Genomic DNA, 14,902 nt, shown 5'->3' with positions numbered 1-14,902 from the left:
ACTGTGGTCACCCGCGAACGCGAACGTACAGCCCAGTCCTAAAATAGCGAAAAAAGCTAATAGACTGCACGTTCGGGTTAGCTGTCGAGCCCTCGAACGACCAACCGAGGCTTGCAACGAACGGTTAAATCCGCGGCTTGAATTCACTTCGACCACTACTAGTTTGCATCCGAAGAACGTTCATGTTGTAACGATCGTTCATGTATCCGGTGACCTCACAGATTTCGCTTACCGTGCGCCCCGGTGCAGCCGGCGTCTTTTCAATGACCACAACCAAATTGACTGCTGACGCAATCATCCAACCAATCGTCTCTGGGGGGAAACTTTGCGCTGCAGGATCCTCAAAGATGTAATGTGCGAGCTTTTGCAGGCCTTCTTCAGCAGAGTTGGCGTGCATGGTCGCGACGCCTCCGGGATGGCCAGAGTTCCAACTCTTCAAGAGCGTATATGCCTCCCCACCGCGGACTTCACCGACGATAATTCGGTCGGGCCGCAAACGCATGGTGACACGCAGCAGAGCGCGCATATCGACCTCTTTACTGGTCCTCAAAAGTGCGTTATTCGCAACGCTAACCTGCAACTCCATCGTGTCTTCGATAGCGACGATCCGATCACGCGGACATTGAACACCGATTTCCTGCAATACAGCATTGGTTAACGTGGTTTTCCCGCTCCCCGTACCGCCGACGATCAGGATATTTTTGCGCAACGACACGGCCTCACGAATAGCATCTGTCGGGTGCACAAAGCTCCTGGCCTTGCCCATTGCGATGTCGGTACCGAGTCGCACCGGCGCGGCCCCGATTGGCTTGATGATTCCGCTCTGCTGGTAGTCCTCGAGCGAAAAAACGCTTGGCGAGCGCTTCCGAAGTGAAAATGTCGGGCCTTTCACGAGTGGGGGCAACAAGCCGGCGACGCGTGAGCCATCGATTGGAAACTCGCCCTCGATAATCGCCGAATTCGTCGCCTGTGTCGCACGCTGCATTGATGCGGTGAGTGTCAAAATCTCGTTCGCTCGTTCTGCCGAAAATGCAGGGTCTGCGATATACATCCCCTTTCCGTGCGCCTCAATCCAGAGCTTTCCATCTGGATTGACCAGAATTTCAACGACGGCGCTGTCATTCAGCGCCTCGAGAATGATAGGGCCACATGCGGCCTTGAGTTTTTCCAGTGCCGCATCGTAATCAGCGACAGTTCCAAATGTAGAAGTGTTGGTCATGCTTATATAACTTGATGTGAGTTGGCCTTGGAAGGCAGATCATTTGTTCGCGGCCGCTGACTGCTCGATGGCGCTTTCGATTCCTGAAACCGCAGTAACGGTCAGTGTCAGCATTCCGCCCATCAAGATGATCGAGGCGAGCAGAAATCCACGCGCCGCCCCTTGGACTTTCAGTATGGTTTCGTCTAGCCAGTGGCGAGCAAATCTTGCCATTGCCTGATCGAAGCCTTGCAGACGAGATAGCAATCGCAGATAGGCGATCGCCTCAGGATCTGGAAAGTTGTAGCCAGTTTCCTGTAGCGCGCTTCCGAAATCGGCGCCCGCAGCAATCTTCGTCAGCGTTGCACCGACGCGATCTTTCAGCCATCGAGACCCCGCACGCTGGTACAGCAATTCGAGCGAGGACTGAAGCATCATTCCAGACCTGATCAACAACGCCACGTTAAGCATGAAAATGCTTCCGTGGATCGTGCGATACAACGCCCAAGGTGGGAATCGATCCAGAAGAATCCGGGCTCGCCCCCCAAGTAGCGGCAGCGAAATGACAATCAGGCAAAGCAACGTGCTCAAGACAAGCACTGTCCACAGTCCATAATGCGTAACAAATTCCGCCATCAAATACAGGATGTACGCGGCGCCCTGCCAATTTTCTGGGTTCGAGACCGAAGCGAGTTTGGGAACCAGGCTTCCCGCAACGATGTTGAGCAGGACACAGAGCATAATGACAAGGACCATCGGATAAAGCGACGCACCGAGCAATGCACCTCTGATTTTTCTGCCAGAGTCAATCATGGCAATCGCGTCCCCGAAGGCACTCCCCAAGTCGCCAGACTGTTCGCCTGCAGCGATCACCGCAACTTCATTGGGACTCACCCATGGCTTCAATCCTTCAGCGAGCGTACTGCCATGGTTAACCGCCTGGTGGCAGCTATCCAGAATGACTGCAAAGCCATTCATTGGGTTCTTTCCATCCTTGCTCGCGATGTTGTACATTTCACGTAACGCATCGACAAGCATCACGCGGTTTTCGATCATCATCACGAGGTTCTCGTAGAACTTGATGCGTGCGGCAACACCGAACTGCGCCTTTGCAAACCAACGATTGGCACGTTCTACGTATTCATTAAGATCCATATTTCAAGTTCCCAAGGTCAACAGAGCCGGAACAACCGGTCCGATGACTCGCTCTCCGGCGCGCGGGTCGACGAATCCTTCATTTATCTTCCGAATCAGTGCGTCCACCTTGCTCAGACCGCACATGTCATGAAGCCAATACTTCAGAGCGCCCAAATGATGTCCGTCGGCATATGCCTGCATCAGTCCTGGCGACGTTTTGATCACTTCCGCCACAACGGTGCGGCCGGCAACACCGCGATATCGGCAGTGTTCGCAGCCCGGCCCCTGGAGAAATACAGATTCAAGCCTGCAATGCGCGCGCAACCGTTCGAGTAGGCGCGAGGAAACCTCGTTTTCGTTCCCGATCAACGGCATCTTGCAGTGTTGGCACAACACCTGCACCAGGGACTGGTTGACAAGACCGGTCACAAGCTTCGAATCTGTCAACAACGTTTCCATCACGGACTCGTCCTGCAACCGAGGGAGAATCGCTAGACCATCGTTTGCGTGAATCGTGGTCCAGATCAAGTGCCCTGTCATCGCTGCACGGAATGCCATCTTCGCCGTCACCGAATCACGAACCTCACCAATCATGATGACATCGGGATCCAAACGCATTGCGTCGGAGATCGCATTCGCCCACTCCTGAGCAACACCGCCGGCATCTCCCCGATCTCCAGTCACCGGCGACTGATTTGCACCTTCGATTTCGTACTCGGGCGGGTCCTCCAGCGTAAGCAGGTGAATCCCTGCCTGTTCGGCCATCAGCTTTTGCATGATGACCTTCAGTGTCGTACTTTTCCCGCTACCTGTCGGCCCCGACAGCAGTACCATCCCAGTACGTTGCTCCATCAATTCTTCGAGGATCTCGCATTGCTCGGGCAAGTAACCGAGCTCGCTCAACGTTTTCACCGCCCCTGGGCTCTCTGCATAAAGCAAACGCAGCACCATCAACATGCCCCGCGCGAGCGGGCGAGTATTGATCCGTGCCCCGGACAAACCACACTCGGCCAGAAACTCGTCCTTCATACGCGCACGTTGTGCCTGCAACGGCTTGAAGGTGGGCTCGGCGACGTCGCACATGCTCTGGTAGATCGTCGCGCATAGTCGCACCCCTTCGTCGCCACGTAACTGCTGCATGGGCTGCAGAACCCCATCGGACCGGCACAGAATTTCGCAGTAGCCGCTACGCACCACAATATGAAGATCTGACGATCGCAATTCCGTTGCCTCATCGATCAGGCCGACGATGTAGCGCTGCAGATCGGAGTCAGAGGCCGCAAGCTCACCGGATCTGGCGGGAGAGAAACGGTACAGATCCAGCACACTGCGCATGTCACACGGAACATACTCGCACTCCCACCCCAGGCGCCTAACGTTTTCCTGGTAATGCAGCACGTGTGGATCGAGACGATGCGACGTGGAGATCGCCATCACCGCTCTCTTCTCCCGCCCTGGCACGGCAACGAGACACATGAGCCCTCGATCCTCGGCGTCAACCTGCAATGGCCCTTCTTGTAGCGACAGAACCGACGCACCGGATCGAACCATTTCGATCAGTCTCGCGAAGCCCTGACTCATCGTCGAGTGGCCCCTCCCATAGCGCCCATCGGGAGCGGAGGCGCGAGCATGAGCCCCCCCTCTCCCGGGCCAATGCCCCCCGCGAAATCGGCAGTCGGGGCGACCGGATAGTTCCGTCCTTGGCGAGAGAAGGTCACCTCGCGCGAATCGATGCGCGCCACCTTGTAGCCACCAGAAATGTGGTCTCCCTCACGTACCGTAAGTTTCCCTCCCTGGTCGAGACGAATGGACGCGCTCAACATGCCGTCCCGTCCATAGATGGAAGTAACAATCGGCAATTGCGCGCTCCCTCTGCGGCCTGCGTTGGCACGATTGACTCCCATTGCCTTATCCAACTCCGCCTGGGCCGTTGCTCGCTCGGTCTGCGCGCGAAGCAACGCGACCTCTGTTTGCAGTTTCGCTAAATCAGCGACGACGGAATTTGCCGGCGTGGTTGCAGCGGTTTCGCCGCCTTGCGGCCTAGCTGCCTCATTAGGCTTGACGCCCGCAGCAACACCTGGCGCCGGCGCGGGCGCCGACGAGCCTTGCGCCTGTGCAAATGCGGCTGGCCCCATTACCGCGACCAATACCGCAACCGCCGCCGTCTTCGCTGCCCATTTAATGCTTACTTGCATACACTACCCCCTTCGTCTTCCAGTGCGGCGCGCCGTTCGTCGTGTCGATGACGACACTGATCACCCTGACGCCCGGCCATGGAGCCAATCCAATCACCATCGCTGGATCGATGTCTGTTTCCATTTCCCAGCCGTAGGTTTCCCAGTCCGCTGGCGCCCATTGCCGCTTCGGCTCCCCCTTGGGGGACGGCGGTAATGGTGGCGGCATTTCCGCTGACATGGGCTTCAGAGTGGGCGCGGAAATACCCAGCGACTGAAAGTACGAGATCCAATCGAGCAACAGAGCGCTGCTGGGCTCGAGCGTTTCCTTCCCTCGCCCCGCAGGGGGACTTAAATCGCGGACATACTCACCTCGCCCCCCTTCGGCATCCACCTGCGGTCGAACCCCGATCGTAGCCAAGGCTTGCGCCCGGAACGCCTGTACGGATGGCCCCGACTTCCTCACGTAGCCCGCTGTCAGGCGATCCTCCTGCAACACGATCATCGCAACGGGCCAACCGGCGATTGAATACGGCACGCGCGCCGCGGCCTGCTGCCAAACTGCGAATTGTGCGTCAGCCGTCGGCCATTTCTCCCAAGGGTTCGGAGGCGGAACCAGAACCACCTGATTCGAGCGCGCTTGCAATGCCTCGGCTATCCGCTCTTTGTGCATCTTCCAAAGCCAGTTCCCGGCCGCCGCCACAACAATCATTGCTCCGACGCCGAATAACAGCGTCAGCTGCTTACGGGAAATCTGCCCAGACAACGACTTAAGGCGTGTACCGGACTTGAGGTCCGACTTGGTCAGAACATCCTGAAGAGGGCGCTCCTCCCATGGCGTCTCGAATTCTTCCGGCGCAAAAATAGCTTCGAGGGTCTGCCCAGCGTCCTGAATCAATTGCACCGTCGAGCGCAACAACGACTCCACTTCGCCGCGGGTACCAATGACATCGCGCCCCGCCATGATGGCCCCCTGGAGAACCCCCACTAGCGCATAGCGCGAGTCGGGCAAGCGGAACGCACCGATCCAGTTCTCATGCTTGAGTTTGTTCGCCAAGAGCAGCGCGAGCGAGTACGCGCCGATCAGCGATGACTCGTGGGATACGTATCCGATCTGAATCGCATGCCCCACCCGGTGTCGGGCCATCAATCCAAACCCCGACGCAAGTCCCTCCTTGCGAGCACGTGCGCGAGAAATACCACCGTCAGGAGGCTGCCAGACCAACCCGGCCACCACCGTTTTTCCGAACAACTCGGTTCGCGAAGTGGGAACTTGCGTTTGCTGCTCGTCCATTTATCCCCCCAACACCACAGGGGTGATAATGATCACGATGACGGTGTGATGTCGGTGCCCGTCGCGCGCGCCACCCAGCCAGGGATTGTTCGGACTCCCGACGCCACTTCGGATGCTCGCACCGCTATCCGCGTCGAACCCCGTAAGCACTAATGTCTCTCCCGAATGCAACCGCACCTTTTGACTGAACCCTCGCATGTCGACGGTCGGAAGCTGGATCGTGCCCGCCGAGGTGTTGTCCTTGTTCTTATCCTTGTCCGTATCGGGGTCCGTGTCGGAGTCCGTACTTTGGCCCGATGAAGCTTTGAAGTTCTTGAGAGCCGTCAGCGAGCTGAGATTGATGTCGTATTTCAGCAAGACTTCCTTGTTCGCCAACACATACGGCAGCAACATCATGTTGAAGCCCGTGGTGACGGTACCCGGATTCACACCGGTCGAAGAGCCGACATTCGCCGTATTTGTGGTGTCCAGCGACGCAACGTACGTCGTTTCCGTCGCCACTTGCATCGGAACGGCCTGGAGGTTCAGAGTCGTGACAGAAGGTTGCGTAATTACCGACACTTTTCCTTGTGAGGAAAGTGCCTTCATCATCAGCGAACTATTGCTGAAAGGCCCTCTGACGATCTTTACGCCTCCACTTATGGCACCGTCAACGGCATCCGTAGCATTCCGCAACGAGGGGCTGACCCCTCCGCCCTTATAAACGAGGTCCCAGTCGATGCCGTATTGGTCTTCACGATCGAACGTCAAATCCAGAATTTTGACGTTGAGCACCACCTGTGTCTCAAGCAATTTGTTCTGCCGGTTCAGGTAGGATTTCACGCGAGCAAGGACATCCGGCGTATCGGTCACTACCAGTGAAGCGGTCGAGCGGGAAAGCGTTTCCTTTCCCGCCCCCGGGGTCAACATGGATTTAACCGTCTTCTCTATGTCGTCCAGCACGGATTGGGTCAACGACGACGTTACAGATTGTGCGTTCGCCGCCGTGCCGCTGGCTCCGCCACTGCCGCTACCACCGCTGCTACCACCACTGCTACCACCACTGCTACCGCCACTGCTACCGCCACTCGCCCCGTTATCACCCATCGACGCAGATCCGGCCGAATTCATTGAAGTCGTCAAGGCGTCCGTGCCGGGTAGCGCGTGGATTTGAAAAACTTCGGTAGCCATCCGATAGAGGCGGATTCCTTCCTCAGTCACTTCCCAATTCAGACCTGCTTGGGCGCTAATGGAGTCCATTAATCCCGAAAGCGGCCCAGACCAGTTGGCATCGACCATAGGGTCGGCGTCACGCTGGCTTGCGTCCGGCAATGGCAATCCCGACCTGCCGCCATAGACGGTCATACTTGTCTGGGGATTTCCTGCGCCCGACTGCACTGTCGTCGCGTCACCCGACTTGCGTATATCGGCACTGACCCGCACACGGACTTTACATATCTGCCAAATCTTGTCAGCTACGGAAGTCAGTTTCAACGGGCCCGCGGTATTCAGTGTGAGATCACAATCCACTGTCTTGGCCGGCGCGACCAAAAGCCGCGATTTCGTGGATACCCAATACCCCGTCTCATGAACATTAACGACCGATTGCGGTTTGCCCTCACGCAAATCCTGCAGCGTATCGGTGGCGTGCCCCATGTCTTCATCCGCACGATGGTCGAGCGCATTGATCTCACCGCATCCGGCCAGCATCACAGTTGCCGCCAGTGCAACGGCACATTTGAGAATGTTACTCATCGATTCCCTCACCCCGAGCCTTAACATGAACGAGCCTCTGACCTTGATAGATGTCGACACTTAGTGGACGGTCAGCCGTTGCATATGAATCGAATATCTGGGAAATGGCCGAAACGAAATCTCCCTGAATCTTCACCGTCGCCACAATCGGATAGTCATACGAGGCATCCCAGACAAGCTCATAACGCTCTTTGCCGGCCCACTCCGCGACGATCGCCTTAAGCGATGTTCCCGCTGGCGCGACCCAGATGCGTTGTGCCACACCGGGTGCAGCGGGGACACGCACCGCTTGTTCAATCACATCGTTCGTCTCAGTCATCGCCGCATTCTCATCCACCGGCGCAGCAATCAATCTACGGCTCTGAAAATCCGTACCAGGTGACGCCCCGCCCGATGCTGCCCCGCTGCTCCCTACAAGCCCACTATCCGGGAAATCCACTTGCGAGAGAGGACCACCCTCACCTATCCTCGATTGACTATTTACGTGATCGTTCACTGCGTCCGGTTCGCTCCGGGCAAATGCGACATCGCAAAATCCCGTGGAAAGCAGAAAAAACACAGCCATTACGGCGATTTCGCACTTCCGCATTTCACCACCCCTTAAATTCGACCATCAAAACAAAACCCAAATATATTAATTCAATTATTTTTTAAAACACGAACCAAGGCGCCTTCCGGAACAAGCCCATCTAACACGGTTACAGGCGGAACAGACGTCACCAATTTTCCGGACGGATCCAACAACTCCCCTTTATGGAGAAAACCCACCTGCGATTGACCGGTAACGATCACCCCCCCGGCATCGGTAGCGTATAGCTCAGCATATGCAGCCAGCATGTGTTTCTTGTCGCCGTCGTCAACTTTATAAACGTACGCACCGTCCTTTGAATAAAGCGCCCCCCAACTACACCCTCCCCCGCTGCTATCATCACACCAAGAGTCGACATTGAGCCATCGCATACCTGATCGTTCGCGCTCGAACTCCATCTCGCACGCCATTATTCGAGTCACTCCCGACATAGAGGGCCCCTGCGAACAATCCGGAATTACTTGTGTTTTTCCAATTTTTGCAAAATCTCGAGTTCCAATATCGTAAGCATTAAACATCTCAACGATACCGCCACTAATCCTTCTGTCGTAAATCGCGTTATCCTTGTAAGCAACAAGACCAAGAACCCCAACGACAAATGAAAAAATCAGAAGCACGATAGAAATCGGCCACATACACACCTACCAAGCAGCTCAATTCGACCAACCATTATTTTGATTTCCCTCGAAAATTCCGGAAATTTCAAAACAACGATTAACAATAACCACGTCACACTTAGGCTCACAATCAACGACCATCATCCCGAGCAAAATCATAACATTGACCGTCATTTTTTATGAACACACCTCAAGAAAACTCAACTCACGCCAACCCCATCAGTAGGAAACATCCACCGTATTAGTGTCACTGACGTCAACCTTATTACCATCCAACTCCCCCTCATCACCGTACAAGGTAACAAAGGATTGCCCATTACCATTTCCATAACCATAAGTATCATTAGGAGTCCACGTTGCCCATCGGGTAATAACACTTTTATTTGGCGGAACATAAAATGAAAGCTCACAAGAATCAACCACGGAATCTGTCGTCAACGTTTCTTTGGATGAATTTCTAGGCTGATCAGCATTGTCATTTGAACTCCTTGGCGTATACGATATGTGCGTATAAACCAATGGCGGAGCGCCCGCGCTTGGCTCACCACCAGGAGAACTCAGCCAAGCAGCCATCTGGCACTTAGTTGAGAAAGAGGAGTTTTTATCCTCCCCTCGCATCACCCCGTTCACATCTGACTGAACCAACCCCACCGCGGTTATCGAAACAAAGACTGGCACGGTCCCATTATTGGTCACCGATCGAGTCGCCATGCCCACGTGATTGTTGTACGCTTTTTTGTTACCCCATCTCGTCTTGCAGCTGCCCACATCACCAGAGTCCCAACTCCATGCATAACAAGAGAGCTGATCACGGAAATTACCCCACGTATAGTCTTCGGGAAGCCCCTCCACTTGCTTGGTCTTGCTGAGGCCGACTTGCAGGTATTTCATACTCTTGCTACGAGCTGACACCAGCGACCACGTCGAACTTGAAACACCTGTTTTGGCGTCAGTTGCAGTGGAACAGTAGAGCAGTTCCCCCGTATCCTTTTTCGTTGATATGCGTCCAATGCCGTCGCAATTTTCGCCGACGTCATGTTTCGAGTTCACAAACACCATTTGCGCTTCCCGGGCGGCGACGATTTTTCCCGTGACCTGCTCATCAGCCGTCACATTCGACGTCCAAATTCCGCCTGGGGCGCCGTTATTACCCTTTATCGTCATGCTCGGGTTTTGATTGGGATGCGTTGCGTCAACGTTGTTAGGGTCGTCCTGGGCTCCGACGTATACCACACCATTTTGTGTCGTTAGATCTAGCGAATTGCCATTCATATCGATATCGGTTGTCATCTGATTCCACTCAGGGTGCCCCTTCGTTTCATGGCGATGAAGAAATTCGTCCGCATCCAATCCTGGCGCAGTCGCTAGGTCGGAGATAATTGTCGGAACATAGACGACGAGCCCAAGCGATGGTTTTAGGTTGAACTCACTCAACGCATCCGGCTTGTCAAGTTGCCCATAGGCCCCCCAAAACGTCAGCGTTGAAGTTGAACTCGCTCGATTTAATTTGTCCCCGTAAAAACCGCCAGCACCCAGCAACTGCGCAATTTTCATTGCGTGATCCGGAACGCTCAATTGCCCCGCACCGGGGATTGCCACCGTATAGATTGCAACGTCGTATGTCTTATCCTTACCAGGCACCACTCGCGGAACCGCGGTCGCGTTGTACTTAACCCCAATTGGGCTGGCTGGCGTAACACTGATGCCGGGAGGCAAATAATCTTTCAAGGCAGTCCAGTCACCGTTCTTAACGATGTCATGCGGCTGTCCGACGGGCCAATTGTTCGCATCGATGGGATTCGCATGGACGTACGCAACCGCCGCGTCCCCTAGAACGCGCATTTGTTCCGACGCATTCTGGTTAGCAGTTTGATCGCTCGATCGATTGATGAAAACCACGGCGACCGATACCATCGAAACCATCACAATCAGCGCGACAATGACTTCGATCAGCGTGAAACCCGCTTGAGTAGTTGTCGATCGCACTACAAATCCGTTATTTCGCTTCATTTCCCACTCACGCTCAATCAACACCATTAACTGCCAATCGGCAGAGCTCAACGAATTAACGCGACCGCCATGCCAGCAATCGCAAGCCCAGGACCGAACGGCAACTGCGATGTCCCGCCACCCCGCAACTTGTTCACAAGCATCCCCACGAGAGTAGCCATAGCGGCCAACAGAACGATCATCGGAATATCCCGATAGCCTATCCATGCGCCGAGGGCGGCTAGCAATTTGGCATCTCCCATTCCGAGCGCCTCGCGCCCCGCAATCTTCCCCGAGACAATCCCTACAGACGCGAATAACAGGTATCCGCAAACGGCGCCGACAATGGCGTCCCGAGGAGAAACGTATATGCCAACCGAATTTGCAAGAAGACCGGCCCACAGCAGTGGTAGCGTGAGCCGGTCAGGCAACAGAAGGTGCAATAGGTCGATTCCCGACAACGCAATCAGAACTGTTGCCAGAAAACACCATCCGGGCAATCTCGGATCCCATCCAGCCACAGCGGCGATGACAACGTAAGCCACCGCAGTAACGCATTCGATCGCCGGGTACTGAAACGAAATCGATACGCTGCAGTATCGACACTTTCCCCGCAGCGCCAGAAAGCTGAATACAGGGATGTTGTCCCACGGCGCCAAGGGATGCCGACAGGCTGGGCAACGAGAGCGAGGGAAGCACAGACCGAGACTCTCGTCACCGGCAACAGCACCGATCATGATCGGCACCCGACCAACAATCACATTCACGAAACTTCCGACGCACAACCCGATAGCCCCGGCAACAAAGCCAAGCAGAACTTTTGAACTCGCCAGTAGCGAAATCAACTCCTCCATGCGATTCCTCGACGCTCCCCACACAGCAATTCGAACCTACATGGGGAGTGCGTAATATTGTGCCCCCCCCACAAAACACGCGCGATTAGCTCGCAGACGTGAACGTCATCGTGTTTGAATTGGACGCAGAGCAAGCCGTACCGATATCCGCAAGAGAGCTCGCCGAAGTGATCTTCTTGCCGCCAACGTCAATGCTTCCCCAGCCTGCCGTGCTCAGCTTCTGAGCGAGTTGGGTGCATGCTTCAGTGGGGACCTGATTGTAGACAATGGTGTACGCCTGGTCGCCGCTAGCGGTGCCAAATACGACCGCGCCATTCCATGCGTTCGAAATAGTGTGGGCCGTCGTATCCTGAGCCATGTTCACCGGAACAATGTTGTACTGCTGAGCGATCGTATTATTCAACCCCTTATAGCCTTGCCCACCATTCTTGACGGACTTCGTGTTGGCTTGCATCTGGGTGATGTTGTTCGCCTCAGTCGAAATATCTGAAGTCGAGAAGAGCTTACCGATACCAGCGGCGGCAGCGGCAAGAATCACGACGCCGACAATCATCACAACCAGCGCTTCGATCAAGGTGAAACCTGACTGCCGCTTCAGATCATTCAAATGCTCGACATCTTTCATATTCAATCCTATTTCCACGTTAATAAATAGACTTTTCGGCCGGAAATTCTTAACCACAAACCGGCTGCCCCAACAAAAAATTGGAGACTTCGAGTGTACGTAGTCGCGACATAACTGATCTTCAGATCGAGGAAAATAGGAGAAAGACCTTGGATATTTGGCTAACGTCGATGCCACCGCCCTCGCCCATTTGGGGCGCGAGGAGATACAACAGGCCGATTTACCGCCTCACTGGATTTCAGGCGCATCCAATTGGCATCGCCATATGCCCCCCGTCGTAGTCATGATCCGTGAGGAGTAGTCACCAAGTCTGGTGGGCGGCTGGTGATCGCCGATACGGTTTGGCACGGGACCTCCCTCAGCCATCCGTCACACGGATGCCGAGACTAGGCACCGCGGTTGTTGCAGGCCATATCACTTCCTGGCTGAACTCCAATGCAAAACGATGAACCGCTCGCGGAGTGGAATGCTGTGCGGCTTCGACGACGACCTAGCCGCCCAACTCAGTCAAACCAGTAACTGCATTCGCGGCCCGCTCACTCAGATTCATCCCGCGCTCAAGCGGGTGCTCGGGCCTCGCGTGGATCATCCTACGGTGCTCGACTTGCCCGAGCGCTCCCCCTCCCCGCCACGCTGATGATGCCGAGCCCGGCCCAGCAACTCCCAGCCCAGCGTCAGCAAAGCGATGAAATGCAGCCGAAGTCGAGCGCCTGATGCACAGCGCCCCTCTTTGGCCGGTCTCGAGTAGCACACCCAGCTTCCGGCTCAAGACCGCTGCACGACTCCTGACGGAAGTGACCCACAAGGCGTTTGCCTTCGCCGCAGAATTGGCGGCCGACGCAGGCCTGGCGCCAATGCCCCGGCGCTCAGGCTCTTTGATTCGAGGCGTGGTAACAAAGAGCTCAAACGCGGCTAGTTTCTCTCGGCCTTTGCCGCTTTGCGCGCCCACATCTCGCGGGCCTACTACGGTCGAAAGATCCAGTAGGGCAAGCGCCACAACCAAGCGCTCGTCGCTCTGGCACGCCAGGGCTGCGACGCGCTCTTTGCCATGCTGCGCGATGGCACCGTTTATCAACCCAAAGCCGCCCCTTGCGCTTGCCAAACTACATAAAGCGCCCCCCCCTCCAGGCAGTGCGCGTCTGCATTCGGAGCCAGTGCTCCCGATCTATGGCCGCAAGGCGCTTCTCACTCAATCCAACCGTTGCACCCGATCCACGCAACCTCCAGCCCGCCCCAAATGAAAACGAACCGGCACGTCATTACCATGTCCGAACGTACGGGTCCCGGCATCAGGCTGAAGGAGTTACTATGGTCGGCACCGCTAGCGATGTCTAGCATTTGCTCAGAGCAGAAGTTCGTAGAGCAGGAGCGGCACTATCTTCGTGCCCCAGCCGCCTGTCCAACAGGTGGACGCAGGTGCCGACCGGGCTCAGCAAGAACCGATAGTTCGCCGTCGAATGCGATCAAGTCTTTCAGCGAAGGGCTATTCAACGCGCACGAAAATTCCCGATCACGCGAGCACGCGAGCACTCAGCGCAGCTATATCCGCAGATCCATCTGATCGCAAATCGTGAGGGCTAGAGGCGCGGAAATGATGCCGAAGACCGGCGCTGGCGGCAGGGAATCTTATGGCGAAGAACCTGCAAAGGAACCTTGATCAACTGAAATTCCGCATGCCGGCAATATCACAAACGCGATATATCGGCGAATGGCACCGCCAACTAATCGCGAGATCCTTGTCGGATAGTCCGCGACGCTACCAGTAACCCGAATCCCCACCGAACCAAATCGTTCCCGTATCAGAGATTAGACAGACACCCACGTTCGTCACTTTATCGAACGCATGAGCTCCACATCAGCCCCACTTTGCTCAGACTGCAGCGCCCCAACTCGTTGCTGAAGGCCATCCAAGCGCTTAAGTGCAGAAGCGTTTTCTGACTCCAACGCTGAAGCTTGCTCGCGTGCCGCCTTCTGATCTCGAACTAGCGCTTGTTCATGCTTGCGCTGAATATTCAGATCATTTCGCACAGCACCAAGTCGGGCCTCACTTCGAGCGAGCTCCTTTTGCATGATCGCTTGCTGCGCTTCAAGTACCGTTCTACGGATCTCAACCTCGGCCAAAGCTTGGGTTTGCTGCACAAAGTTGGAGTAGAGAGCCTCCGCACCACTTTCGTCAGCTACCTTAACTACCCGCCAGAAACTACCATCGTGAAACATGGCGACGTAGTACCCCATCGTCTGCGGATAGAACAACAGACTCGCACCGTAACGGGCGTTGTATGCAGTACGGAGTTCCGTGACCTCCTTCCCTTGAATTCGATCGCGCAACTCCTGAATCAATCCAGGAGCCAATACGGGGGCATTCGCGGACGGTGTCACATCGGCACCCGCCTCAATCTGCGCGTCTGCCACACTCGGCACATTGCCACGGAAATCCGCGGCATGGGCCGAGAAGGCCCATGCCGCCAAGCATGCCGCGGCCCCCGAACAAAACCACCACCGACTCTCAATAATCTTCATTTCCAGAATTCCTGTTGATATGCCAAAGCGCGTCCCGGCCTATTGCCCATGGCAGACAGATCCACGCCCAATCTAACCGCCTCCCCACCAATGACCGCTCTTCCCACTTGAACCCCAGCGCCCAACCGACGAGACATAAGAGCGACTTGGCCACAAAGCCATTGCCAGTGT

At 55.6% G+C, this 14,902-nt stretch carries 12 protein-coding genes and 1 pseudogene; 1 reads left to right on the top strand and 12 read right to left on the bottom strand.

What is annotated here, in order from left to right; translation table 11 throughout:
- Window positions 1-124 precede the first annotated feature (124 nt).
- The 11 genes from PAN31117_RS25345 to PAN31117_RS25295 all read right to left on the bottom strand — a co-directional run bounded on the left by PAN31117_RS25345 (window position 125) and on the right by PAN31117_RS25295 (window position 12,211).
- The gene (locus tag PAN31117_RS25345; protein WP_150740628.1) at window positions 125-1,219 is read right to left on the bottom strand and encodes an ATPase, T2SS/T4P/T4SS family; all 1,095 of its coding nucleotides are present in this window, start codon (window positions 1,217-1,219) and stop codon (window positions 125-127) included.
- Between the two features lie 39 nt (window positions 1,220-1,258).
- A complete protein-coding gene (locus PAN31117_RS25340) occupies window positions 1,259-2,353 on the bottom strand; it encodes a type II secretion system F family protein (RefSeq protein WP_150740627.1) in 1,095 nt (364 codons plus the stop codon).
- Between the two features lie 3 nt (window positions 2,354-2,356).
- A complete protein-coding gene (locus PAN31117_RS25335) occupies window positions 2,357-3,769 on the bottom strand; it encodes a GspE/PulE family protein (protein ID WP_217426851.1) in 1,413 nt (470 codons plus the stop codon).
- Window positions 3,770-3,912: 143 nt separating this feature from the next.
- Window positions 3,913-4,470 carry a type IV pilus biogenesis protein PilP gene (pilP, locus tag PAN31117_RS27860; RefSeq protein ID WP_370855789.1) on the bottom strand — a complete coding sequence of 186 codons (558 nt, stop codon included), beginning with the start codon at window positions 4,468-4,470 and terminating at the stop codon, window positions 3,913-3,915.
- A gap of 43 nt (window positions 4,471-4,513) precedes the next feature.
- Window positions 4,514-5,803: a type 4b pilus protein PilO2 gene (gene pilO2, locus PAN31117_RS25325; protein WP_150740624.1), complete on the bottom strand. Its 1,290-nt coding sequence runs from the start codon at window positions 5,801-5,803 to the stop codon at window positions 4,514-4,516.
- A complete protein-coding gene (gene pilN, locus PAN31117_RS25320; protein WP_150740623.1) occupies window positions 5,804-7,537 on the bottom strand; it encodes a PilN family type IVB pilus formation outer membrane protein in 1,734 nt (577 codons plus the stop codon).
- Window positions 7,530-8,102, bottom strand: a complete 573-nt coding sequence (locus tag PAN31117_RS25315; RefSeq protein ID WP_174991118.1) for a toxin co-regulated pilus biosynthesis Q family protein — start codon at window positions 8,100-8,102, stop codon at window positions 7,530-7,532. The genes pilN and PAN31117_RS25315 overlap by 8 nt, the downstream gene beginning before the upstream one ends.
- A gap of 74 nt (window positions 8,103-8,176) precedes the next feature.
- A complete protein-coding gene (locus PAN31117_RS25310; RefSeq protein WP_150740621.1) occupies window positions 8,177-8,761 on the bottom strand; it encodes a hypothetical protein in 585 nt (194 codons plus the stop codon).
- Window positions 8,762-8,962: 201 nt separating this feature from the next.
- Complete coding sequence (locus tag PAN31117_RS25305) at window positions 8,963-10,780, bottom strand: prepilin-type N-terminal cleavage/methylation domain-containing protein (RefSeq protein ID WP_150740620.1); 1,818 nt, start codon at window positions 10,778-10,780, stop codon at window positions 8,963-8,965.
- Between the two features lie 20 nt (window positions 10,781-10,800).
- Window positions 10,801-11,586 carry a prepilin peptidase gene (locus tag PAN31117_RS25300; RefSeq protein ID WP_150740619.1) on the bottom strand — a complete coding sequence of 262 codons (786 nt, stop codon included), beginning with the start codon at window positions 11,584-11,586 and terminating at the stop codon, window positions 10,801-10,803.
- Between the two features lie 85 nt (window positions 11,587-11,671).
- Complete coding sequence (locus PAN31117_RS25295; protein WP_150740618.1) at window positions 11,672-12,211, bottom strand: type 4 pilus major pilin; 540 nt, start codon at window positions 12,209-12,211, stop codon at window positions 11,672-11,674.
- Window positions 12,212-12,728: 517 nt separating this feature from the next.
- Between PAN31117_RS25295 and PAN31117_RS25290 the strand changes: the two are divergent.
- Window positions 12,729-13,322: pseudogene (locus PAN31117_RS25290) on the top strand (transposase); the annotation flags it as partial.
- Between the two features lie 716 nt (window positions 13,323-14,038).
- Here PAN31117_RS25290 and PAN31117_RS25285 read toward each other — a convergent pair.
- Window positions 14,039-14,731: a DUF2968 domain-containing protein gene (locus PAN31117_RS25285; protein ID WP_150740617.1), complete on the bottom strand. Its 693-nt coding sequence runs from the start codon at window positions 14,729-14,731 to the stop codon at window positions 14,039-14,041.
- Window positions 14,732-14,902 lie beyond the last annotated feature (171 nt).

Source organism: Pandoraea anapnoica, from assembly GCF_902459765.1.
GTDB classification, from domain to species: Bacteria; Pseudomonadota; Gammaproteobacteria; order Burkholderiales; family Burkholderiaceae; genus Pandoraea; species Pandoraea anapnoica.
Note: the sequence above shows the minus strand (reverse complement) of the source record. Positions and strands in the feature narration are given on the sequence as shown.

Bases quoted from the DNA above. Each gene is read 5' to 3' on its own strand.
- PAN31117_RS25315 (WP_174991118.1), bottom strand. From the start codon at position 8,102: ATGGCTGTGTTTTTTCTGCTTTCCACGGGATTTTGCGATGTCGCATTT.
- pilP (WP_370855789.1), bottom strand. From the start codon at position 4,470: ATGGGGCCAGCCGCATTTGCACAGGCGCAAGGCTCGTCGGCGCCCGCG.
- PAN31117_RS25305 (WP_150740620.1), bottom strand. From the start codon at position 10,780: ATGGTGTTGATTGAGCGTGAGTGGGAAATGAAGCGAAATAACGGATTT.
- PAN31117_RS25335 (WP_217426851.1), bottom strand. From the start codon at position 3,769: ATGGCGATCTCCACGTCGCATCGTCTCGATCCACACGTGCTGCATTAC.
- PAN31117_RS25340 (WP_150740627.1), bottom strand. From the start codon at position 2,353: ATGGATCTTAATGAATACGTAGAACGTGCCAATCGTTGGTTTGCAAAG.
- pilO2 (WP_150740624.1), bottom strand. From the start codon at position 5,803: ATGGACGAGCAGCAAACGCAAGTTCCCACTTCGCGAACCGAGTTGTTC.
- PAN31117_RS25300 (WP_150740619.1), bottom strand. From the start codon at position 11,586: ATGGAGGAGTTGATTTCGCTACTGGCGAGTTCAAAAGTTCTGCTTGGC.
- PAN31117_RS25310 (WP_150740621.1), bottom strand. From the start codon at position 8,761: ATGTGGCCGATTTCTATCGTGCTTCTGATTTTTTCATTTGTCGTTGGG.
- PAN31117_RS25345 (WP_150740628.1), bottom strand. From the start codon at position 1,219: ATGACCAACACTTCTACATTTGGAACTGTCGCTGATTACGATGCGGCA.
- PAN31117_RS25285 (WP_150740617.1), bottom strand. From the start codon at position 14,731: ATGAAGATTATTGAGAGTCGGTGGTGGTTTTGTTCGGGGGCCGCGGCA.
- PAN31117_RS25295 (WP_150740618.1), bottom strand. From the start codon at position 12,211: ATGAAAGATGTCGAGCATTTGAATGATCTGAAGCGGCAGTCAGGTTTC.
- pilN (WP_150740623.1), bottom strand. From the start codon at position 7,537: ATGAGTAACATTCTCAAATGTGCCGTTGCACTGGCGGCAACTGTGATG.